Here is a 22910-nt window from a genome sequence, read left to right on the forward strand (position 1 = left end):
TAATTAATTCGGTGGCGTTACCGGAAATTGAATGAAAAAATAAACGCCTGTGGATTCTTTTTGCTTTACTGCAATTTGCCCTTTCAGGCGGTGAACTACGAGGTTATAAACAATATTCATCCCCAAGCCACTGCCGCCACCCGCTCTATTTGTAGTGTAAAACGGGTCAAACACTTTTTTCTGAACTTCATCTGTCATGCCTTGACCACTGTCTTGATAATGAATACAGACAGAGTCTGAGTACTCAATATGAACACTTATCTGCCCTTTTTTTCTACCATTTTGAAAACCGTGAATAATTGAATTCATTACTAAATTAGTGAAAATTTGCGCTAAGGCACCGGGATCAGAATACACTTCTGGCTCAGGCTCCGTTGCACTAATGGTAATATCAACCGGTGTTGCTTTAAGGGTATGATAGAGGCTTTTTAGCACCTCATTAAAATAACTACTTACATACAAATTACGTAATTCTTCGGTTGTTTGATCAACCGCTACACGTTTAAAACTGCTTATTAAATCAGCGGCACGTTGCATGTTTTTTAGCAAAATGTCACAGCTTAAATCAACTTCACTAATAAACTCACTAAACTCTGTTTTACTTAAGGTGCCAGAAGCCACTTTGTTTTTAGTTTCGATTAACATTTCTCGCAAATGAGATGTCGCTGTCACACAAACACCTAACGGTGTATTCACCTCATGTGCCACACCACTGACTAAACTTCCAAGTGAAGACATTTTCTCTGCTTCAACAAGCTCCTGCTGAGTGCGACGAAGCTCTATGGTTTGCTCAAGTAGAGCCTGCTCTGCCTCATGGCGTTTACTCGACATTAAATTAATAGAATCACTTAAACTGTCATAAGGGCTGCGCTTAGAAACTGTTTGAGAAAAATCCCCAGCTGCGATCGCAGAGCAAACCTGATCAATATCTTTACTGGCTTTAATTAAACGCTCAAAGCTTCTAAACATGGTGCCAAGCTCATCCTTTTGAGTCATATACTTTTGAACATGAATAGATAAATCTCCATTAGCTAGCTGTTCAACAGATTTAATCGCAATATTAATACGCTTGGTTGTTCGGTTAATAAAATACCAAAAGAGTAAAAACACCAGTAATACACTTGCAAAAGCCGCTGCCAATAATGGGCTAAATTGCGCTTGAATAGGCCCAATAATATCGGTTTCAGAGCGACGCACTATCACTGTCCAATGCCCAGTGGCAACCTTGGCTTTATCAAAATAGAATATTCCAGAATCAAAAGGATCGTTAGCAGATAATATTTCTCTTGCTTGCCCCTGTGATTTTAGCTGTTTGGCTATACTTGCATAATCTGTGTCTAAAATGGCTTTCGTTTTTAGTCCTGAATGATTTAATGTCGTGGCAATCACGTTGTCACGTTGGCTGAGTAACAAAACATCAATTTTTAGTTGCTGCTTTATGGTTTGTAAGAATTCCGTTATATCAGCAAGTGCTCTATCTACACTTGCCATACCGACAAATTCGCCATTAATAATAATTGGCGAACTTTGTTCAACCAGCATTCTTCCCTCGTAAACATAGGGCTCAGTGATCATCGTCTCGGTATTACCATCACGTAAAAACTGTTGACGTACTCCCTCATAATAAAGACTTGATTCCATATCGACCAAGGGCTCAAGTAACAAACGTTCAGAGTCATTAAAATCACGATGCCAATAAGGTAAAAAACGGCCAGTTTGGTCTACATAAACGCCCTCTTTTAACGGTGGGGCATTAATATAGGCTTGATCTTGATTATCGGCATTAGGCTCATAACCAAACGAAGCCCCCACAAATGAAGGGTTCATTTTAAGCACTGCACGAACAAAATTAATACTTGCCTCTCTATCACCAAACAACCCATTTTGCTGTGCTAAGGCCATAATCTCTGTAGTGCGTACCGCTAATTGCGTTTCTTCATTTACCTTCGCGGCAATCGTATCTGCCGTCTGGCTTAAATTTAGTTTTGCTTGTATAACAGCCTGATTAAGGCTAGTTGAATACCAATAACTCAAAATACTGGCAATAATGAGCATGACGGGCAATGCCAAATACAGCAGCATCTTTCCTTGCAAAGAGTGTATGAGTGGTAGTCGCATAATTTTAGGCTTAAACAAGCAAGCCAACATCCTGAGGATCTGAAGTATTAAGCTTAAAAATTAGACTATAAAAACTTTCTAGGCAAATCAATTGTGTAGAAATTAATGCAGAAGCGGGGTATTAAAATACCCGCTATATAACAGACAAGGTTGTTAAATAGAGTATCGCTTGGAAACAAAAGCGTTATTTATATAATTTATCAGACTCGCTGAGTTGTAGAGCAGACTGTAAAGTTCTTATTGTTTAATCGACCAACCGATAACCCACAGCGGGTTCAGTTAATATGTATTTTGGACTAGCAGGGTTAGCTTCTAGTTTTTGTCTGAGCTGCGCTACATGTACCCGCACATATTCAGGACGATCTATGTACTGCGCTCCCCAAATATGGCTTAAAATTGCATTATGAGTGAGTACTTTATCTTTATTTTGAAACAGCAATAATAATATTGCGTACTCTTTTTTAGTCAGTTTTATCTCATTCCCCGAGGTGGTTACTATGTGCTTTTGTGGATCTATTTTTATATTCCCACAGGTAAACGCCACACTCGGCTGACTTTGGGTGCGCAATAACACCCGAATTCTGGCGAGTAACTCATTCGCGCTAAACGGTTTGGTAATATAGTCATTTGCTCCATTATCAAGCGCGGTTACCTTTTCAACTTCGCCATCTCGCGCTGACAGCACCAAAACAGGTAAGGCACTCCATTGTCGAAACTCAATCAGCCAGTCTTGACCATCCATATCTAACAAGCCTAAGTCTAATAACACAAGATCATAACTTTGCTCACTTAAACGTGCAAAACCATCTAAGCCTTTATCACAAATACTTAGCTCGTAACCACTGGCTTGCAACAAGGTTTTTAAAAAGCTTTGTAAAGGGGGAGAGTCTTCCAATATTAAGATTTTAGTCATTGTCTTTTTCCCAGATCAATTTTGCGTACGCCATCTGTGTCTCGTTGTTAATTGTTAATGTAAATGTACCTTGGTGAAATTTAGCCACTACATCACAAATAATACTGCCCAGCCCAACGCCTTCATCGCTACTTGTTTGCGCTTTAGTGATCACGTTATTAGTGAGAAGTAACTGATAACATACCTTTTGCTGATTGCTACTTTGAGTAAATTCAACGCTCACCTTCCCATCACCATAACGCCATGCATTTTCGAGCATATTAGCTAGCGCAATTTCTAATAAAGTCACATCCCCTATGCATTTTGACTGAGCGTCTATATTGGTATCTATAACAAAATGAGTGAGTTGCTGCTGTCTGCGAGCTTTGGCTTCACTGAGTAATGCTTGTAAGTTTATTGTTTGCCAACATAGGTTTTCACCCATTTTATTAACTCGGCTTAACTCCATGACTTTATCAAAGTGCTGATTAAGTATTTTACTTTGCTCATAAATATTACTCGCTTGCTCTTTTATCACGCTGTCGCTGAGGGTAATTTCATCATCTGCAAGCATGCTGGATGCGCCCATAATAGTTGCCAATGGTGTGCGTAAATCATGTGACAAACTACGTAAAAGTGCATTTTTAGCGCGTTCTAATTCCGCTTGCACCGAAATAGCAGCCGACTGCTGGCGTAATAACGTTTTTTCATGTACTTGATAAAGCAGCGAAATAGCGGTATCAGCAAAGGCTTTTTGCCCTTGCGTTAACCGTTTAGTAAAATTAAACCCGCCCCAGCTCGGGTTAGCCTCACTAAGTAATATAAATTCACTGTTGCCTCGCGGTGCTGCAGGCATAAATGTGCAAGATGCATTTAAATGCTTACCGATCCGCTGTACAAAGTACTTTTTTTGTTCGTCCAGCGTATCTAGGCTATTTAGGTCTTTTGCCAGTTCATACAAGGTGCGGCTATTACTTGCGTGTAATTGCACATCTCTGACTTTAGTACTGAGCTCTCCCGCCAATTGACTGATCACAAAACCAACAATTAGCATAACAATAAAAGTTACTAAATATTCTATGTTTTCAATATGAAAAGTAAAATTAGGGGCAACAAAAAACCAATCTGTACATGCGACACTTACTAAGGTGGTCAGTATCGCAAGGCGACGGTTACTCCGTACAGCAACCCAAGTCACCCACAATAACTGAAGCATTACAATATCGGTAGTAGTAAACCAGTTACGAACAGGGAAAATGGCCATAACCACAATTAATGGCATTATTACCGCCAAAAAAAATGCTTTATACCACCTTGGTTTGGCCTCGACCTGATTCATTAATTATTCCTCTAACATTTGAGCACTTAGGTTACTGCCTTTTCGATATTGCCTCTATAAAGTTTTTATAAAGTTTTTTATCTCGTTCGTTAAATCTTTATAAAGCTTTGCAGTGCAGCGCTGACTTTAGTATTTGATCCCGTATATTCAACTCAACTTTAGTGATTGCGTGTTACCTGCAATAGGTATTTGATAAGGCGTATTGATGATAAATTGGAAAATCACCTTAAGACTACTCGCCTTTCCTATTATTTGGATGGGAGTGGTGCAACTAGTATTCGCAGCGCTTTCATTATTTATTTTTAAAGATCGCGTTATTAGTGCGTTTCTTATTTCTGGCGCAACGATGATCTCAGTCGCTTTAGTGCTACTTATCAATTTACGTAAAACAGATTATACCGGCGCAACATTCAGAGATGCACTCATTTACGCCACAGTAACGTGGATTATAGCCGGTGTGTTAGGCGCTATTCCCATTTTGGTTGTCACTGGCGTTAACTTTAGCGATGCAGTATTTGAGTCAATTAGCGCCTTAACTACCACTGGTGCAACCGTGCTATCAGGGCTCGATAACATGCCTGCTAGCTTTTTATTGTATCGACAATTTTTACAATGGATGGGCGGTTTAGGCATAGTAATTTTTGTAGTGGCTATTTTACCTATGTTGAATATTGGTGGCATGAAATTACTAAAAGCAGAAACCCCAGGCCCCATTAAAGACGAAAAATTAACTCCGCGCGTTGCCAGTACCGCGCATTATTTATGGGGTGTTTATTTTGCAATCACGGTACTTTGTATTTTAGCCTATTACGCTGGTGGAATGAGTTTATACGATGCGATTGCACATGCCTTTACCACAGTTTCAACTGGGGGGTTTTCAACGCATGATGCCAGTATGTGGTATTACCGCAGCCATTTACTGCTGTGGATAGCTAATGTCTTTATGCTTGCAGGTGCGATTAACTTTGCCTTGCACTTCAAAGTGGCGCACAAAAGAGCCATTACTAGTTATTATCACGATGAAGAAACACGTTATTTTATTTATATCGTCGTGTTTTTAGCAGTTCTTTTAACCACTATGTTGCTGCTTAAAGACAGCTACTCAAATGTACTTGAAGCATTTAGTTTCTCCACATTTCATATTATTTCTTTTATTACCAGCACCGGTTATGGCGCAGCAGGCTTTACTGACTGGCCAGCTGAGGCTGGGTTTTTGCTGGTTATTGCTGGCTATCTTGGTGGTTGCGCAGGTTCAACCGCTGGCGGAAATAAAATAATTCGTAACATTATTGTTAGCAGAATGATTAATAACAATATTAAACAGCTACTTCATCCAAGAGCGATATTTACACTTAAATATCAAGGTTCGCCCGTTAAAGAAGATGTACGCCATGCAATTATGGCATTTATGACCTTTGCTGTTGGTACAAGCTTACTGTTTACAATGTTACTTATGGCAACGGGTCTTGATTTTTGGAGTGCATTTACTGCGGTAGCTGCTTGCGTCAATGTACTTGGCCCTGGGTTTGGTGAAGTTGGCGCTAACTTTCAACCCGTTTCAGATACCGGTATTTGGATACTCTCGGTCGCTATGATCGTGGGCCGGTTAGAATATTTTACTGTTTTTGCACTTTTTACTCATAGCTTTTGGAAAAAATAACGAGGAATAATATGGCACATTTTACAGTGATTGGTTTAGGTCGCTTCGGCATTGCAGCAAGTCTTGAGTTAATTCATTTAGGACACACAGTGACTGGCGTAGATAGTAACCCAAAACTCGCCGAAAAGTATGTTGAGCATTTATCTGAAACCGTCGTTTGCGACTCCACCGATGAAGCCGCACTTAAAGAGCTTGATTTAGCGAGTAGTCAGGCTGTTTTAGTGGCGATTGGGGAAGATATGCAATCGAGCATTCTGTGCACGCTTGCATTAAAAAACTTAGCTGTTGAGCAAATATGGGTAAAAGCGAGTACTAAAGCCCATCACACTATTATCTCTAAATTAGGTGTAACACGCATTATTCACCCTGAGGAAGAAATGGGGGTGCGCGTTGCACAAGCGCTTAATTACCCGATAGTGAACGACTATATTTCATTAGGCAATGGCTTATACGTTGTTGAAGTAAGTATAAAAGCTCACCTACATAAAACAAAACTAGGGCATCTACTCAGAGAAATAAAAGGCACTGTAGACCCTCTATTGGTAAAGCGCGCCAAGCAAACGTTTGTCAAACTTGATGACGACTTTGAGTTACATACCCACGACACCTTACTGCTATCAGGTAGCCGAGTCGAATTAAACTATCTAGCTCCAAGGCTCTTATAATCATGGTTTTATGGCACCCTCTCAAAACGCCTATTGAGCGCAAAGTCAGTGGGCATAAAAAAATCAATGCGGCTCCGCCTCTTATTTTATGTTGCAGTTTTTTAATATTAATAACGCTAGGAGCATTGGCATTAAAACTGTCTTTTGCAACCTATGAGCCTATTTCATGGATACAAAGTGCGTTTACGGCAACCTCTGCGGTGACTGTAACTGGACTGGTTGTAGTGGATACCGGTTCAGTGTTTACCCCTTTTGGACAAGGCGTTATTGCGTTATTAATTCAACTGGGTGGTCTGGGGTTAATGACCTTTGCGGTTGTAACTTTAATGGCACTGGGTAATAAAGTTGGCTTTATTCAAAAAACAGTCACCAAAGCTGCTTTTAATCAAACAGATACATCTACGTTGGTCAATACCGCTAAGTCTGTTTTACTGTTTGCACTAATCGTAGAATCCATAGGCGTTGTTATTTTAACGCTGTATTGGCTACCTGAAATGGGTTTACAGAAAAGCTTTTTTCATGCTCTTTTTTATACCATTAGCGCTTTTAACAATGCAGGGTTTGCATTGAGTCCTAACAGCTTAATGCAGTATGTTGATGACCCCGTTGTGAATTTAACTATTACCGGTTTGTTTATTATTGGTGGGCTTGGCTTTACCGTATTAATGGATTTATATAAATCAAAGCGTTGGGCAAAGCTCAGTCCCTACAGTAAATTAATGTTGATCAGCACAGTTATTATTAACGTTATTGCATTATTGCTTATTTACGCGATTGAATACGATAATCCAAAAACACTGCAACCACTGTCTGAAGTAGGTAAATGGTTAGCTGCTTGGTTTCAAGCTGTCACTCCCCGTACTGCGGGATTCAATACCATTGCTATTGAAGAATTAAAAAATGCCAGCACCGCTTTAACTATGATGCTTATGTTTATTGGTGGCGGCTCTTTAAGTACCGCAAGTGGCATTAAAGTCGTTACGTTTATCGTTTTAATTTTAGCAACCTATAGCTACCTAAGACGTGACAAAGGCGTCACTGTGTTACGCCGAGAAATAGACAAAGAATCTGTGTATAAAGCATTAGCTTTAACCATTATTTCAGCAGGAGTCACTTGGTTAGCTATTTTTACCTTACTGGTCGTCGAAGATGCGCCTTTTTTAGATGTTGCTTTTGAAGCGGTATCTGCACTGGGGACGGTAGGGCTTTCACGTGGTTTAACATCCTCGCTATCACCACTGGGAGAGTTTATTATTATGTTTTTAATGTTCATGGGCAGAATAGGTCCGCTCACTATCGCCTATTTTTTAGCAAGTCCACGCACTAAAAAGCTAAGATACCCAAGCGCGCAACTCTCTATTGGCTAACAAACATTCACGCGGGTTAATCAGCCCGCGTTTTAAATACCCGCTAGCTCCCGCTCAGTAATACACTCACCCGATGCCATTTCAAATTCTCGACACGTTAATGGGCGATTTTCGTAAATAGTACACATGAGGGTATTTCTATCAAGTGCTTCGCACCAGCCATCGTCGCCGCGCTTCATGACCTCACTGCCCCATTTGTCGTAATCAATATATCGAAAAGGAACACCGGTATCAGTGACAATACGCACTTCTAATTGGCAGCAACACGCTTGGCAGTTAGCGCAAGTGACTGGTTGGGTATTGATATTTTCAACAGCAATGATTGAGTTTGGCATACAGACTTTTGATAAATGATATACAAGCTATAGGATACACGAGCGAGGCAAGGGTGACAGTAAAATAACGTCAGATATTAAACATCGTTATATTGTAATTAACTAATCACTAAAAAAGCGTGCTGATTAACCAGCACGCTTATTTAAGATTAAAAATTGAAAACCACTTTAACGTTATCCGATACAGCTGATGAAGAGACAAAGCCAATGGTGTCAGGGTTAGCTGCGACCATTTTGATTACTTCACTGTCATTTTCTAACTCTTTAGGTGGTGTGCCCTTTCCTGTGAAAATTAGTTTTGACCAATATGCTTTTAACTGAGAAGACGTTTTATTAAGTAATTTACTATTAAATTGCTCGGTTGCAGCACTACTTGGTTCTTGAGATATTGGAATGATCTTATTGCCATTGCTAAATGACTTTTCTTTTCCTGTATAAATTCGGCTGATAACAGACTCATCAAAGCTACTTTCATTTGAAGGATGCACGATAATAGCAAAATCTGCATAGGCGAAGTTCGTAAACAGGAATATTACACTTAATATTAATTTTTTCATTTTACTTCTCCTTAAAATACAACATCGACACCAAGCGTGATAGCTTTACTATCACCGGCCACAGCTAAATCAAACGAGTCATCTTTGACTCTATCGTATTGCACTTTAAATGCAGCTGACGGATGAAAGTCCCACCTCACACCAACAGCAAATGTATTATGCTGCTCTGTATCACCTTCACCTTCTTGTTCGAAGTCTGAAAACATGACATAAGGTGTAATAGAGTCAAAACGATAGCCCGCACTGATCATATAAGTGTCGAGATTACCATCTAAGTCTAAGCGGTTAAGCTCACTTAAAACGAAAAAATCACCAAAATCAAGATTTGCAGCTAAACCATAAAATTTACCATCTCTGCTATCTTTGCCGTCCCACAAAACCGGTTCACCCGCACGAAAACGCTTGTTGGTGTATTGCATGTGGGTCACTCTTAGTTCGAGCCAGTCACGATTTAGTAACAGTACGCCGCCTAACATATCTTCCCAAATTTCTCTTGTTGGCTCTTGAAAGAAGAAGTCTGATAATAGCTTGTTATCGTCATCGTCCTCTTTACCAGTATAAATATTCGCAGACACTCCCCAGTCACCTATAGAACCTGAGTAGAGTAAATTAACGCCCTCGTAGTTAAATACTTGCCATGTATAGTTATCTGCAGGGGCTCGCATCCATACATATGCATAACCTACATCGAAAAAGTCTGAGTAGTAAAATAGTGGTAAACGCTTCTTACCTGCTTGAATAGTCCAATTATCATTAATATCGTAAGAAATATAAGCCCATTCAAAGTTTGCCTCAAAGTCGTTGACTCCTCTGGCAACTAGCTGACCTGTTACAGAAAGACCTTCACCCAAATCGCCTGAAACCTGTAATCCAATCAAAGACTCTGGCGAAAAGGATAAATCTTCAGTGTATGCACTAACATTTGGATAGTCCGCAAGAAATGTTGGTTCAACGCCATATTGCGGGACACCTGTACCGCTCAGTACCTTACCTGCATTAATACTTGCAAAACCCGAAATATTAATTTCAGCATAACTACTTGCTGATATAAATGCTCCCAATAGTATAATTTTTTGCAGTTTCATTGATCACCTCATTATTATAATGGCTGTCATAGCCAAATTGAGTATAGTAAAGCAAGAAAAAGAAACAAAAAATTAACACTCTTTTATTTTTATACTGATTTCTAATATTATTTAGCCATCGACCTTGATAGCAATGTCCCTTTAATTTCGCTGTAGCGCTGTTGCTCGCACAGTGCAAAACCACTTAGTTGACGTACTTTATTACGCGCAAACAGTGGCACGCTCATTCCCGCTAAAAACCGGCATTGGGTTTCAATACCCACATTGTGCACACCTTTAGTTGCCATGTGCGCTAAAAACTCATCGACCTTTTGATAAATAAGCGCTGTATCAATCGTTGCAGGGGGAATTGAATATTCAAGCTTAACTGAATGCCCACGACACACCGAGCAATGTCCACACTGCTGTGGCGCATTCGCATCATCAAAGTAACGGGCTAAGTTATAGCTTAAGCAAGATTGCAGCTCAAAAAAACGCACTAAAGCAGCAATCCGTTTTATTTCCGCTTGCTCTTTATCGGTAAAATAATCGTGTAACTGCTGGGCAAGTGCAGGATTATTAATCACCTCGCTATGCACTTTGTACACGTGAGTAATACGTTTGGTTTCAAGCGTGATAAGGTTTTTTTCAGCCAAATAGTCAAGCGCGGCTACCACACGTTTACGGTCAACCTGCGCGGCTTGCGTTAGGGAGTCAAAATTAAGTGTGCCCCATATTTTTTTAAAGTCGGTATGACTAAATATTTGTGTTAAAAAAGCTTGGCGCTGCTCATCAAACTGGCTAAGTAACTCATTTTTATCAACCAAAAATTTATACTTAAAATCGGCATAATAAGCATACTGCGGGGTTATTGCGCCTTGCATTTCAAGCTGTACCAGCAAGGTTTTAAGGGCAAGTTGGCGAATATTACTCTCGCTTGAAAGGCTATATTCTTGCATTTCCCATTGCTGTTGAGCTTGGCGAATATCGTTAATAACATATTCAATACCGCTGAGCTCTGGAGTATCGCCGTAAATAAAGTTTTCTACTGTATTTAAGCCATCTAAATTAGCCAGGGTATAACAATTTGATGGGTTGCCGTCACGCCCTGCGCGGCCAATTTCTTGGCTGTAGTTTTCTATTGATTTAGGTAAATCGTAGTGAATTACAAAGCGTATGTCTGATTTATCAACCCCCATACCAAAGGCAATGGTAGCAACCACTACATTTATTTTGCCTGCCATAAAATCGTCTTGAATTTGCCCGCGTAGGGTGTCTTCAAGCCCTGCATGATACGCCACTGCTTGCAGGCCCTGCGCGCTTAACATATTGGCCACTTGCTCAGCACTTTGCTGCAGCGTGACATACACAATACCGGGGCCGGTTTGCGCACGGACAATTTTAGTAAGCTCATTGTTTTTATCCGCCGTTTTAACACTCAGCACATTTAAATCTAAATTAGCGCGATAAAACCCCGTTTGCACAATACATTGTGGCTCAATAGCAAAGCGCTCGGCCATATCGCGTTTTACTTTTTTAGTGGCGGTAGCGGTTAATAGTAGCACTAACGGAATATTTAGCTCTTCACGGTAACGAGGTAGTTTTAAGTAATCGGGTCTAAAGTTATGCCCCCATTCAGATATACAATGCGCTTCGTCAACAACCAGCATAGAAAGCGCCACTTGGCTTATAAACTCCCTAAAGCGTTCGTTTTTAAAGCGCTCAACCGACACCATTAACACTTTAACTTTACCACTTCGTACGTCGTTCATTACAGTGCTACTTTGCATTTGGTCTTGGCTTGAGTCGAGGCTGGCGGCATAGATTCCTTTGCTATTTAAAAAGCTAATTTGATCTTTCATCAAGGCCAATAATGGCGATACCACCAGCGTTAAATGCGGTAAATGTAACGCGGTGAGTTGATAGCACAACGACTTACCCGATCCTGTAGGAAATATTGCCAATGATGATTGGCCATTTAGCAGCTGCTCTATGGTTTGTTGTTGCCCTGCTCTAAACTGATTAAAACCAAAATGTTGCTCAAGAGACTGAACTAGCGAGGTACTCATAAAAGCGTCCTTTTTATGTCGGTGCCCATAAATGCTGTAAATGCGCAGTAGATGAAATATTTGCATATCAGTATACATCAAATGACGTGATTTATTGCTGACATATCCTTTAATTAGGCGCACACTATAGCCCCATAAAAACGTGCTTTGCCAAAATAATTTTTTGATACCCAAGTCATTTTAAAAATCAACGTACATAAATTGCTTCGGTATATTATTTTTAAGGGCATAGTCATGGATATAACCATACCAAAAATCGTCATCATCGGCGGTGGCGCTGGTGGGCTGGAGCTAGCAACTCAGTTAGGTCACAAACTAGGAAAGAGACAACACGCAAATATATTACTCATCGATAAAAATCGCACTCATATATGGAAACCGTTATTGCACGAGGTTGCAACTGGCTCTATTGATGCCGATTTAGATGGGGTTGTTTACTCCGCGCATGCTGCCAAACATCACTATAACTTTCAACTTGGTACCTTTTGCAACCTCGATAACAACAATAAAACCATTACCTTAAGCCCTCTATATGACGAGTTAGGGCATCAAATTTTACCTAAACGCACCGTTCACTATGATCATTTAGTTATTGCTATTGGCAGTGTGAGTAACGACTTTAATACGCCAGGCATTAAAGAGCATTGTTTTTACCTAGATTCAAATCAACAAGCAGAGCGCTTTCAACACGCGCTGCTGGATAACTTTACTCGCCTTCATCAAGACGATGACCCATTACACGCATTAAACATCGCCATTGTTGGCGGTGGAGCAACTGGGGTTGAGCTCTCGGCTGAGCTGTATCATGTTTCTGATTTACTAAAAATATACGGTTTAACCAATATGTCGGCTAAGCGTTTACATATTCATCTGATTGAAGCGGGCCCCAGGATTCTTCCGGCGCTGTCTGAGCGAATTGCCAGTTCGGCCAAGCGTGAGTTATTAAGATTAGGCGTCACCGTTCGGGAAAATACCCAAGTTAAACAAGCAACCGAACATGGCTTTATCACCAATGATGATGAGCAAATAAATGCGGATATTATGGTGTGGGCGGCGGGCGTAAAAGCACCTGACTTTATTAAAGAGCTGGGTATTTTTGAGCTGACTCGTAATAACCAAATAAAAGTAAACGAGTACTTACAAAGCAACCTTGACCCACAAATATATGTGCTCGGTGATTGCTGCGCGTTTACGCAAGATGATGGTACGCAAGTGCCGCCACGCGCACAATCGGCACATCAAATGGCACAATGCGTTGAAAAAAACTTAATCGCCACATTACGTGAGCAGCCCCTTAAAAAATTCGAGTATAACGACCATGGCTCACTGGTTAATTTATCGCGCTACAGCACAGTAGGCAGCTTAATGGGTAACCTAACCAGTAATAGCTTTTTTATTGAAGGTAAAATTGCCCGCTTTATGTATATTTCATTATATAGAATGCATCAGCGCGCTATTCATGGCAGTGCCAAAACCTTTGCTTTGTGGATCAGCGAAAAAGTGCTGCGTGTTGTGCGTCCTAAAATGAAGCTGCACTAGCCAAAATTAAAGACAGTGGTAATTTAAATTACCACTGTCTTTAATTTTTAATATTAGCTATATAAAGTACACAAAAATTTTAAGGAAACAGGCTATGTCGGATAAAACGCTTATTTTTAATTTTGATGGTACCGGCAGTGAACCCCGAGACGCAGATCAATTTAGTACAGAGCATTTTAAAGAAGACGCCAGTATTTCTAATATTTTAAAACTACACTTATTGCTCGGTGGTAAACTTGATGATTCTCCCACCACCCCATTTTCCAAACAGTTAAGTTTTTATTACCAAGGCATAGGCACTAAAGGCAGTCGTTTAAAACGAATTTTAAATCAAGCACTCGCCCCACGTTCAGACGATGTAGCCAGCATTTTAAATCAAGCTATTAATGATTTTAAACAGCATTACCAAAGCGGCGATACCCTACTACTCACCGGCTTTAGCAGAGGCGCTGCATTAGCGCGGCGATTTGCAAAGTGCTTAGAGCCACTCATACATGAAAAGGTGTATTTATGTGTGTTTGATACAGTGGCTTCAATTGGCATGTCAAAAGTGAGTAAAGCCACTTGGGGTGCAGAGCATGTTATTTTTGAAAATCACACCATTGCCAGTAATGTCTCTGAGGCGCTGCACTGTGTAGCGCTTGATGAAAAACGTCGCGCCTTTGAACCGACGTTAATGAACCAGCAAGCTAACATTACCGAGCTGTGGTTCGCAGGAGCCCATTCCGATGTGGGAGGCGGCTACTATCGCGATGGACTTGCCGATATTTGCTTGCGTTATGCACTTGAGTGGCTTATTGCTCAGCCGCTGTCAGTTTCATTGCTAACCAGTCATGACATCGATTACGAAAACCTTTTACCTGAGAGTAACTTGGTTGCCCAAGACGATGTGACTGTTATTCCCGATCCACTGGCGTTAAGTCATCAGCAAAATTACTTTTGGCTAAACCCATTTTTTAAACTTGTTGATAGGCAGTGCTGTGTATTAATTGACGATGAAATCAGCCACGTCGCCCCATTAATACATCACAGTGTTGCACAGCGAATTAATAAACTAACCAGCTATCGCCCCGAATCGTTAAAAAACTTACATTATAAAATGATTTACAGCGACGACAGCACGTTAAACTTTATGGGACTCAGTGCCCATATAATGCTAGCCAACCAAAATATGAGTTTACTTAGCATAAACCAAAGCCAAGATGTGATGGTATATGCCAGTGAAGCCTACAACGCCACCGGCTTAATGCTTGCCCAAGGTGCGACCTACCGTTTTACACCTTATCCTAATCAATATTGGTATGACGATGGTATAAAGTGCTCTCCTTCTGGGTGGCATCGCGATAACGTGCAACTCGGCGTTAAAGAAATCCCCATGGCATTACTTGAGCCATTTAGACGTTTAGCTACAGCGCAGTGGTTTAGTTTAATCGGCACGATTGGTCAAAGCGATGAACATGCCTTTGAAATTGCCGAAGGCGTTGAAATAACCATTAAAAAATCAGGAGAATTTTGCCCATTCGCTAATGATTTAAGTCGTTTTTATGGTGCGAATGCCGGTAGGATAAAACTTAAAGTAACGCGATTAAGCTGATAATCAGTGCACTTTATACTGCAAAGTGCACTGAGCTAGGGATAGCTGGTGGAGGTTATTGCTTTTTCATTTTATGGCCTTTCACGGCATAAAATAATATGAATAGATAACAAGGTAACAACACCGAGTAGCCTGTTTGTAACGAGGTAAAGCCACTCAGTAGCCCCCATAAAACGGGACCAAATGCACCTCCGGCAATCCCCATGATTAAAAGCGCAGAACCAGTACTAGTAAGTTTACCCAATCCTGATAATGCTAGTGGGAACACCGCAGGCCAAACAATCGCATTTGCTAAGCCTAAAAAGGCAATCAGCAGTAAAACATCAGGCAAATTAGCGCCGCCTAAAGGCACCAATAGCGCATTGGCAATAACAAACGACTGTGCATCGAGCAGTAAAATACATAATGTAATAACAATCCCTAATACAGCCGATGCGGTTAAAGCGCTCTGCTGAGAAATAAATTTAGGGATAAGTAAAATACCTAAAATATAACCAAACACCATAAACATCATAGTGTATGAGGTCATTACCCCATATTTTTCGACTCCCAGCGATAGTGCAAAAGTACCTATGGTATCGCCTGCAATAACCTCAACCGCCACGTACAAGAATATCGCAATAGCGCCTAACACTAAGTTTGGATGAGAGAGTGTTTCACGAATTTCACCCTTATCGTTTATTGCGTCAACTTCATCATTAATAAGTTCAGGTAGCGGCGACTTTTTAACCGCAAAAGCTAATAAACCAATAAATATGGCCATGCCTAAGTAAGGTAAAATAAGGCCGTTGGCCATATCATCAACTTGCTCTTGGCTAAGCTCTGTGCCTACCGTACCGGTAAAGTTGCTTAAAATTAAGGCCGTAAATACCATCGGAGAAATAACCCCTGCGCCTTTATTTAAAATACCCATAATACTAATACGCACAGCAGCCGACTCTTCTGGCCCTAAACGCACTACGTACGGGTTAACCGCAGTTTGTAATAGAGTTTGACCTGCCCCCATCACCAACTGGGCTAATAAAAACAGAGGAAAAAACTGTGACATAGCAGCAGGAATGAACAGTAAACCCGCTAACATCATACACCCCATGCCAAGCGCCATCCCGTTCTTATAGCCAACTTTTTTAATTAACACGGCCGAGGGAAGCGCAGTAAAGGTGACGGCAATATAAAAGGAAAATAAAATTAACGACCCTTGAAACGGAGTTAACTGTAAAATCTGACTTAAATACGGCATTAATGAGCCATTTAGCCAAGTAGCAAAGCCCAGTATAAAAAATAATACCGCAACAATGGCCATAGGGACCACGCTACTATTTTTGGACGTATCCATAACATTGGTTGTCATGTTATTTTCCTTTATTTATATTTATTATGTTGTTAACAAACCTGAGCGCCGCCAATCCACGTGCTAATGACTTGTTGTTGTGTGTTTAATTGTACAAAATCTGCTGGACTGCCCGGTATTAATCGCCCGTGTGTGGCGGGCAACTGTAAATACTGAGCAGGATATAAACTTGCCATATTAAGCGCTTGCGCTAATGGCTGCTTTAAATGGGTTACTGTATTTCTTACTGCGGTTGCCATATCAAGCGCAGATCCTGCCAGTTCACCCGTGGTAGAGGTGAGCTTACCATTATCTAAGGTGACGGTACGGTCAAAAAAAGCAAATTCGGTGTCATTCGTACCCACTGGTGGCATCGCATCAGTGACTAAAAAAACACGACCCATTGGCTTTGCTTTTAACGCAAGCTGACATGCAGCGTAATCAACATGATGCCCATCAACAATTAGGCCGCAATAGGTGTCATCGTTTAATAATGCACAGCCTACAACACCTGGCTCACGCCCCTGTAATGGCGACATAGCATTATATAAATGCGTAAATCCGGTTGCGCCAGCATCAACCGCGCGCTGAGCTTGAGCAAAGCTTGCATTGGTATGACCTAAACAAACGTGTATGCCTACCTCACACATTTTAGCGATATCACTTGGCAGAACATTTTCAGGTGCAACTGTTACCACCACTTTACCTAAATCTTGGCGAGATAATACCTGCCATTCTTGTTCAGAAATAGGGCGAATATAATCAGCGCTATGAGCGCCTTTTTTTGCAACAGATAAGTGCGGGCCTTCAAAGTGAATACCAATAATACCGGGAGTCTGCAAAGCAATAGCATCAGCAATGACATCGGCTGCTTGGTGCATCACTTCAACCGTGTCAGTAATTAAAGTCGGCAACATGGCAGTTGTGCCATACTTGGCATGTGCCAGCAGCATTTGTTTAACCCCAGCAACACTGCTAGTACGATTAAACAATACACCACCGCCACCATTTACTTGCACGTCAATAAAGCCTGGCGCAACTAACCCCGTTAGATGCTCATCTGCCTGTTGCACGTTATCATCTATTGCCGTAATAATACCCGCATCAATGCTTAACACTTTGTCGTTAACAAATTGCTCGCCATCAAATAGTTCTGCTACATGAATACGTTTTACTGACATTTATAATGTCCTTGTTACTTTTTTAAGCCCCTTAGGCTCATCAGGATTAAAACCACGGCTTAACGCTACTTTTGCCACATCAAGATAAAAACGCTGCAATACTAAAAATGGCGCTAATCGAGGGTGTACGTTAATACCGTTTTGATTAAGGCTAATCACGTGTGCACCGCGTTTTTTAACCTCAGCAATTTGGTGCTGATGTGACTCTTTAGTTTCATCATCAACCGAGCAATCTAAAATCACTAACCCTTGCTCAACTAAGGTTACCGGACCATGTAAAAATTCTGCACTACTGAATGACTCAGCATGAATAGCACACACTTCTTTAAGCTTAAGTGCCATTTCTTTTGAGATAGAAAACCCTAAACCACGGGCTAATACCACCATGTTCTTAATGTTTGCAAACTCACTAGGCTGTAACTGAGTTGGCGAGTCTATCATTGCATCAAGCGCGCTAGGCAGCTCTTTAAGCCCTTGTAATAATGACTCATTTTGCGTCCAATTAGCAACAATATGTACCAATGCCGATAACGTGGCTAAGTAACTTTTTGTTGCCGCCACCGAAATTTCATCACCGGCTTTAAGGGGGACAAAATCATCTACTATGTCTTGCAATGGTGACGCTTCATCGTTAACCAGTGCAATACAATAAGCGCCCGCCTCTTTCGCCATTTTTGCTTGAGCGAGAATATCTGGGCTGCGTCCTGATTGAGAAATTACAATCACCACAGCGCCTTCAAGCTTTAATGTTTTACCATATACACTCGCCACTGATGGCGCTGCTGAACTGACCGGTACACCGGCTTCAATTTCAATTAAGTATTTACCAAAAACGCCAGCATGATCTGATGAACCGCGACCAATCATCATCACCACCTTAGGGGCCATATCGCGAAGCTTATGACCAATTTTTTCCACTAAAGGTTGGTTGGCAATAATTTGCTTTTCAATAACATTTGGCGTTTGCGCCGCTTCTTTTTCCATTAGGGTGTTAAACATCATAACTCCTGGCTGCTGTAATTAACGTGCTGTTGTTTAGCGTAAAGTACAGACCCCATTTCTGGTGACGATAATGGGGCTGATAAAATAGCTTGAATGTCTGGATCTAACCATGTTGTCATCACGGCTGATAAGCCACCAATAAACGAAAGCCTTGGTGGGTTTTTATCTAATAGTTGACGTGCAATATCGCTTAAGTACGCGCCACCTTCTTTTAAAATGGCAATCGCAATGGCATCGTTTGCTTGTGCTGATTGAAAAACACAACCTGCAAGTTGCGCAAAAAAGGCGGCGGGTTTATTCGCAATTACTTCAACAAGTTGCATTGCATCACGCACTTCTAAATACTTCATAATCAAATTAGTAAGCGCACCACTTGGGGTTAACTTGTCTAGGCTTAACAACACCTGCTGACAAGCAGTAAAGCCTATCCATGCACCGCTGCCTTTATCACCGTGTGGGAAACCATGACCACCAATCATAAACGATTGACCATTAACGTATGAAAATCCACACGAGCCAGTACCTGCAATCATCACTGCGCCATCACTACCTTGATGAGCGCCCATACAAGCAATGAGTAAATCAGTCGTTAAATGCATAGTTTTAAATGGGTGTTGCCACTGGGTCATTTGATTATGCAAACTTGGTAAGTTAACTCCCGCCAGGCCAACCCCTGCGATTAATGCAGATAAAGGCGTCTCTTTGAGTCCTGCATCTTGTAAGGCTAAATGCGCTGATTGCTCAATGGAATGCGTTGCTTGGCTAAATCCATGTAACGGGTTACCAGGGCCTGCCACACCGGTGCCTACTATTTCATTACAGCTATTGACGATAATTGCTTTACATTTAGTGCCACCGCCATCGATCCCCACAAAGAGTTGATTGTTATTAATATTGTTGGTGATCATTTTTGCCTCTTAATTTGTTCGACCGTTTTGCAAAACACTGAAAATAAAACCGGACTGTCATACTGTATGAATCTTATACTAGCACAAATGACAGCGTTGTCATTATTTTTATTTACAAATAAATAACTTCTTTCATCTTCAATAATTTAAAGGAAAACGCACCTTATCGGTGCGTTACTTTGAGCTTTCTGCTTACACGACTTGCTGATGGAGTCTTAGATCGAATCCATACATCTTGTGTTACTTTGACGGGTTGTTTATAGGTTTGCCATTGGCCGCTTCCTTGTTTGTATTCAATTACCAAACCAGGGTAGGCAATATTGGCGTACAACATGCCGTTCTCAATTTTTGCGCCCGCATTTGCAAGACGATAATGCACATCAGCCATTTCTAGCTTAGGAAATTCTTTTAGTCCCATTGTGGCTGCAAAAGTCTGCCATTGCTGATCGCGCTGCTGTTTTAATGCTGAGCTAAAGCGATTTGTTTGTTGGCTATAAACAAAGCCATTGTGATCATACGGTACCGCCCAATCTGCCTTATGCCATGCTCTTTGTGCCAACGATAATAACCGTGGGAAGAGCTTATATTCGGCCATATTATTGGTGCGCGTATTTTCACTCCATAACTGCCCTTGAATACCAATAAAGCGTTTATCTTTTGCCAAAGGCGCTGATACTACCTTGCCTTGCTCATCATGCTTTAACGTGTCATCAGCTACATAAGGCTTATCTTCTCTATCGAGCCAAAATTCAGCATGAATAGGTAAATTATCTGGCATAAACTGAAATATTTTTTCGGTATTTATATGCCTTGAAGCCCAGTAATAGCCGTGCTCTTGTGGGTCTGCTTCATACGGAAAGTCAAAATACAGCACATCTGGCGACGAGAGCACCACTTGCCAATTTCTATTAGCAAATTCATGGGCACGTTGATGGCCGTTCCACATTAATAAATCCCAGCTATTACCTTGTACAACCTCTGGCATATTCTCTGGATTAGTATGCGATAAACCATCGCTCCATGCAGCGGTTTCAATATTCATATCAGCCAACATATTCGCAATACGTTCAATAAAATAGCTGCCCAGCTGACTCGCTTCAGTAATTTCTAACTTATTTTGTTTAATAAAATCAGCACAAGCTGGTGAGTCAACCCACGCTCCGGCGGTTTCATCGGCGCCTATGTGATAACGGGTTAACGGATGCTGTGCATCACTGTGTATGCCTTTTACCTGTTCCATTACTTCACGAATAAACGCATACGATGAGTCTAAACACACATTAATTGTATTGTCGTTATAGTGCTGTACCGACGAATACACGGTTGTATCAAGCGGATCATAAAGTAAAAACTGCTCGGCTTTTTGTTTATCGCCTTGTTTTATGTATTTATTATAACGCGCTTGCATGGCTTTAATTGCAGCGCGAGAATGCCCTGGCATATCAAGTGATGGGATCACTTGAATATGACGCGCACTCGCCGCTCTAAGTATTTCTTGATAATCAGCCACCGAATAATAGCCGTTTGCTGCACTTGAAGTATCAAGCCCTGCGCCCAACTGTGGCATTAAACATTGTTGCTCGCTTTGATCAAAACAACGCTTCGCCCCTATATCTGTAAGTTCAGGAAGTGATGGGATTTCTATACGCCAACCTTCATCATCACCTAAATGTAAATGCAGCTTATTAAGTTTATAAGCCGCCATTTGATCAAGCAGCTTTAAAATAAAGCCTTTGTCGCGAAAGTTACGCGCAACATCCACCAACACACCTCTAAACTGATAATGCGGTGCATCAATTACTTCTCCCACAGGTAACATATTACTGTTAACCTGATACAAACTCGCTAAGCTTTGCAAAGCATAAAAAATGCCCGCTTCATCAGCGGCATTAATCACAATTTCATCAGCTTTAATCGCTAACTTATAGCTGCCTTCAAATTCATCATTTTTAGTTACTGTATTAAGTGTGACCTTAATGGCCGCTGCATCATCGCTTATATTAATACCTAGTAGTGCTAACCTTTGTGTTGCGGCAGATAAGTGTGTTTTATCTATTCCTGAGTAGTTAATATTAAGCCCTTGGCTTATATCTAGCGTTTGAGTTTGGCTAAATTCGCTAAAACGTGGGGACGGAATAATTTGTTGAGCAATCACATTGCTCACTTGATTTTGCGACGTTAAATAAGCAGAAAAGTCATATTTTTCATTGCGCTCAAACAAGCGCTCAGCGCTAAGCCACTGCGTTTTATCATTCGCGGTACGTTTAAACTGACGTTCATAATCGGTGTAAGGCATAACATGTGGCAACACCTCTAACCCTGTCTCTGGGTCAATTTTAGGTTTTGTGCTTTCAATCACTTTAGCGGTGTCATTATTATTAACAACTATATAATTAGGAATTGCGTCGCTTTGCGATAATGACCAAAAGTGCGCATAAAAAGTAATCGTTTTAGTCTCACCCGCTTTAAAGCCAGTAAACCCGTCTTTAAGCTCAATGACATGAATATCGCCATTAACGCGTTTAATAGTAAATTCATCGCTAACCGCCGTTTGAATAGGTGTAATTTGACTAAAGTAAATTTTCCATTGGTCAACGTTAATCGCCGAGTTGGCGGTTAAATGTAAATACGCTTTAAAACAGTGACCGTTTTCTATATCTGGATCGCACTGTGCTGATGGACGGTTATCAACTTGCTGATATTTTATTTGTAACGTTTTAGCAAGTAACTCTACGGCGCTATCGTTTGCGGGGCTTAGCTGAACCGATACCGTATTTTGTTCATCAACATTGCCCTGACACGCACTCAAACCCAGTGCTAAGCAGCATGCTGTCAGTAATGATTTAATCTTCATTCGCTACTTTCCCTCTATTGTTATTAACTTAGTCACTCAAGTATCTCTTTCAGATACTTAAATTAATCCCGCTTTTAAATCAATCACTATTCACATCTAGCAATTGCCACCTTAGCGCACACAATCCGCTACCTTAGGGTTTAAATAATAATTAACAGCGCGCACCAATTTATGACAACGCTGTCATTAAGTTGTTAATGTATCCTTTTTTTTCTTTTATAGCTACACAGAAGGGCAAAAAAGATACAAAAAATTTACATGTATGTGCTTAATATTCTTTTAAACTATTGTATTTAAATTAAATTTAAATATTACTAAATTATTACCTAAAACTTTATCTACCATTCTCACAAGAAAGGCGTATAAATTAACTGTTAATATTCAATGATGTCTTTATAATTTAGCCGTCAAATAATAAAAACCGAGCACTGTTAAC

Annotated in this window: 17 protein-coding genes; 5 read left to right on the plus strand and 12 right to left on the minus strand. The window is 40.8% G+C overall.

Going from position 1 to position 22910, the window contains the following annotated elements:
• Window positions 1-3: 3 nt before the first annotated feature.
• The 3 genes from ND6B_RS13045 to ND6B_RS13035 form a co-directional block, all read right to left on the minus strand.
• Window positions 4-2118, minus strand: a complete 2115-nt coding sequence (locus ND6B_RS13045; RefSeq protein ID WP_235420451.1) for an ATP-binding protein — start codon at window positions 2116-2118, stop codon at window positions 4-6.
• Window positions 2119-2362: 244 nt separating this feature from the next.
• Window positions 2363-3031 carry a response regulator gene (locus tag ND6B_RS13040; RefSeq protein WP_024602614.1) on the minus strand — a complete coding sequence of 223 codons (669 nt, stop codon included), beginning with the start codon at window positions 3029-3031 and terminating at the stop codon, window positions 2363-2365.
• The gene (locus ND6B_RS13035; RefSeq protein WP_033103018.1) at window positions 3024-4349 is read right to left on the minus strand and encodes a DUF4118 domain-containing protein; all 1326 of its coding nucleotides are present in this window, start codon (window positions 4347-4349) and stop codon (window positions 3024-3026) included. Before ND6B_RS13035 ends, ND6B_RS13040 begins: the two co-directional genes overlap by 8 nt.
• Window positions 4350-4554: 205 nt before the next feature.
• Here ND6B_RS13035 and ND6B_RS13030 point away from each other — a divergent pair, with 205 nt between their 5' ends.
• The 3 genes from ND6B_RS13030 to ND6B_RS13020 are packed head-to-tail and all read left to right on the plus strand — an operon-like array spanning window position 4555 to window position 8041.
• Entirely contained in the window at window positions 4555-6009 is a 1455-nt protein-coding gene (locus tag ND6B_RS13030) for a TrkH family potassium uptake protein (RefSeq protein ID WP_033103019.1), read from the plus strand.
• An 11-nt stretch (window positions 6010-6020) separates the two neighbouring features.
• Window positions 6021-6674, plus strand: a complete 654-nt coding sequence (locus ND6B_RS13025) for a potassium channel family protein (protein ID WP_016899132.1) — start codon at window positions 6021-6023, stop codon at window positions 6672-6674.
• A 2-nt stretch (window positions 6675-6676) separates the two neighbouring features.
• Complete coding sequence (locus ND6B_RS13020) at window positions 6677-8041, plus strand: TrkH family potassium uptake protein (RefSeq protein WP_033103020.1); 1365 nt, start codon at window positions 6677-6679, stop codon at window positions 8039-8041.
• Between the two features lie 32 nt (window positions 8042-8073).
• On the opposite strand, the gene ND6B_RS13015 is transcribed toward ND6B_RS13020, so the two are convergent.
• From ND6B_RS13015 to ND6B_RS13000, 4 genes are all read right to left on the minus strand, one after another.
• Window positions 8074-8376 carry a YkgJ family cysteine cluster protein gene (locus tag ND6B_RS13015; protein WP_013462899.1) on the minus strand — a complete coding sequence of 101 codons (303 nt, stop codon included), beginning with the start codon at window positions 8374-8376 and terminating at the stop codon, window positions 8074-8076.
• Between the two features lie 149 nt (window positions 8377-8525).
• Window positions 8526-8933 (minus strand): substrate-binding domain-containing protein, encoded by a 408-nt coding sequence (locus ND6B_RS13010; protein ID WP_013462898.1) that lies wholly within the window; start codon window positions 8931-8933, stop codon window positions 8526-8528.
• Window positions 8934-8944: 11 nt separating this feature from the next.
• The gene (locus ND6B_RS13005; RefSeq protein ID WP_013462897.1) at window positions 8945-10018 is read right to left on the minus strand and encodes a porin; all 1074 of its coding nucleotides are present in this window, start codon (window positions 10016-10018) and stop codon (window positions 8945-8947) included.
• 107 nt (window positions 10019-10125) lie between these two features.
• Window positions 10126-12066, minus strand: coding sequence for a RecQ family ATP-dependent DNA helicase (locus ND6B_RS13000; RefSeq protein ID WP_028834291.1), 1941 nt, complete (start codon window positions 12064-12066; stop codon window positions 10126-10128).
• A gap of 234 nt (window positions 12067-12300) precedes the next feature.
• Between ND6B_RS13000 and ND6B_RS12995 the strand changes: the two genes are divergently transcribed.
• Together ND6B_RS12995 and ND6B_RS12990 are read left to right on the plus strand one after the other, a co-directional pair.
• Complete coding sequence (locus ND6B_RS12995) at window positions 12301-13605, plus strand: NAD(P)/FAD-dependent oxidoreductase (protein ID WP_033103021.1); 1305 nt, start codon at window positions 12301-12303, stop codon at window positions 13603-13605.
• Window positions 13606-13699: 94 nt separating this feature from the next.
• Window positions 13700-15199, plus strand: a complete 1500-nt coding sequence (locus ND6B_RS12990) for a phospholipase effector Tle1 domain-containing protein (RefSeq protein WP_016899129.1) — start codon at window positions 13700-13702, stop codon at window positions 15197-15199.
• A 55-nt stretch (window positions 15200-15254) separates the two neighbouring features.
• Here ND6B_RS12990 and nagP read toward each other — a convergent pair whose 3' ends face one another.
• The 5 genes from nagP to ND6B_RS12965 form a co-directional block, all read right to left on the minus strand.
• Entirely contained in the window at window positions 15255-16550 is a 1296-nt protein-coding gene (gene nagP / locus ND6B_RS12985; RefSeq protein ID WP_016899128.1) for an N-acetylglucosamine MFS transporter NagP, read from the minus strand.
• A gap of 32 nt (window positions 16551-16582) precedes the next feature.
• Entirely contained in the window at window positions 16583-17710 is a 1128-nt protein-coding gene (gene nagA, locus ND6B_RS12980; RefSeq protein ID WP_016899127.1) for an N-acetylglucosamine-6-phosphate deacetylase, read from the minus strand.
• Window positions 17711-18709: a glucosamine-6-phosphate deaminase NagB-II gene (nagB-II, locus tag ND6B_RS12975; RefSeq protein ID WP_016899126.1), complete on the minus strand. Its 999-nt coding sequence runs from the start codon at window positions 18707-18709 to the stop codon at window positions 17711-17713.
• A complete protein-coding gene (gene nagK, locus ND6B_RS12970; RefSeq protein WP_033103022.1) occupies window positions 18709-19620 on the minus strand; it encodes an N-acetylglucosamine kinase in 912 nt (303 codons plus the stop codon). The genes nagB-II and nagK overlap by 1 nt, the downstream gene beginning before the upstream one ends.
• A gap of 163 nt (window positions 19621-19783) precedes the next feature.
• A complete protein-coding gene (locus ND6B_RS12965; protein ID WP_033103023.1) occupies window positions 19784-22474 on the minus strand; it encodes a family 20 glycosylhydrolase in 2691 nt (896 codons plus the stop codon).
• Window positions 22475-22910: the final 436 nt, after the last annotated feature.

The sequence above is a fragment of the Pseudoalteromonas sp. ND6B genome (assembly GCF_000764215.1).
Classification (GTDB): domain Bacteria; phylum Pseudomonadota; class Gammaproteobacteria; order Enterobacterales; family Alteromonadaceae; genus Pseudoalteromonas; species Pseudoalteromonas tetraodonis.

Excerpts from the sequence above, each read along its gene's own strand:
- ND6B_RS13045 (WP_235420451.1), bottom strand. The coding sequence starts at position 2,118 with ATGCGACTACCACTCATACACTCTTTGCAAGGAAAGATGCTGCTGTAT.
- ND6B_RS13040 (WP_024602614.1), bottom strand. The coding sequence starts at position 3,031 with ATGACTAAAATCTTAATATTGGAAGACTCTCCCCCTTTACAAAGCTTT.
- ND6B_RS13035 (WP_033103018.1), bottom strand. The coding sequence starts at position 4,349 with ATGAATCAGGTCGAGGCCAAACCAAGGTGGTATAAAGCATTTTTTTTG.
- ND6B_RS13030 (WP_033103019.1), top strand. The coding sequence starts at position 4,555 with ATGATAAATTGGAAAATCACCTTAAGACTACTCGCCTTTCCTATTATT.
- ND6B_RS13025 (WP_016899132.1), top strand. The coding sequence starts at position 6,021 with ATGGCACATTTTACAGTGATTGGTTTAGGTCGCTTCGGCATTGCAGCA.
- ND6B_RS13020 (WP_033103020.1), top strand. The coding sequence starts at position 6,677 with ATGGTTTTATGGCACCCTCTCAAAACGCCTATTGAGCGCAAAGTCAGT.
- ND6B_RS13015 (WP_013462899.1), bottom strand. The coding sequence starts at position 8,376 with ATGCCAAACTCAATCATTGCTGTTGAAAATATCAATACCCAACCAGTC.
- ND6B_RS13010 (WP_013462898.1), bottom strand. The coding sequence starts at position 8,933 with ATGAAAAAATTAATATTAAGTGTAATATTCCTGTTTACGAACTTCGCC.
- ND6B_RS13005 (WP_013462897.1), bottom strand. The coding sequence starts at position 10,018 with ATGAAACTGCAAAAAATTATACTATTGGGAGCATTTATATCAGCAAGT.
- ND6B_RS13000 (WP_028834291.1), bottom strand. The coding sequence starts at position 12,066 with ATGAGTACCTCGCTAGTTCAGTCTCTTGAGCAACATTTTGGTTTTAAT.
- ND6B_RS12995 (WP_033103021.1), top strand. The coding sequence starts at position 12,301 with ATGGATATAACCATACCAAAAATCGTCATCATCGGCGGTGGCGCTGGT.
- ND6B_RS12990 (WP_016899129.1), top strand. The coding sequence starts at position 13,700 with ATGTCGGATAAAACGCTTATTTTTAATTTTGATGGTACCGGCAGTGAA.
- nagP (WP_016899128.1), bottom strand. The coding sequence starts at position 16,550 with ATGACAACCAATGTTATGGATACGTCCAAAAATAGTAGCGTGGTCCCT.
- nagA (WP_016899127.1), bottom strand. The coding sequence starts at position 17,710 with ATGTCAGTAAAACGTATTCATGTAGCAGAACTATTTGATGGCGAGCAA.
- nagB-II (WP_016899126.1), bottom strand. The coding sequence starts at position 18,709 with ATGTTTAACACCCTAATGGAAAAAGAAGCGGCGCAAACGCCAAATGTT.
- nagK (WP_033103022.1), bottom strand. The coding sequence starts at position 19,620 with ATGATCACCAACAATATTAATAACAATCAACTCTTTGTGGGGATCGAT.
- ND6B_RS12965 (WP_033103023.1), bottom strand. The coding sequence starts at position 22,474 with ATGAAGATTAAATCATTACTGACAGCATGCTGCTTAGCACTGGGTTTG.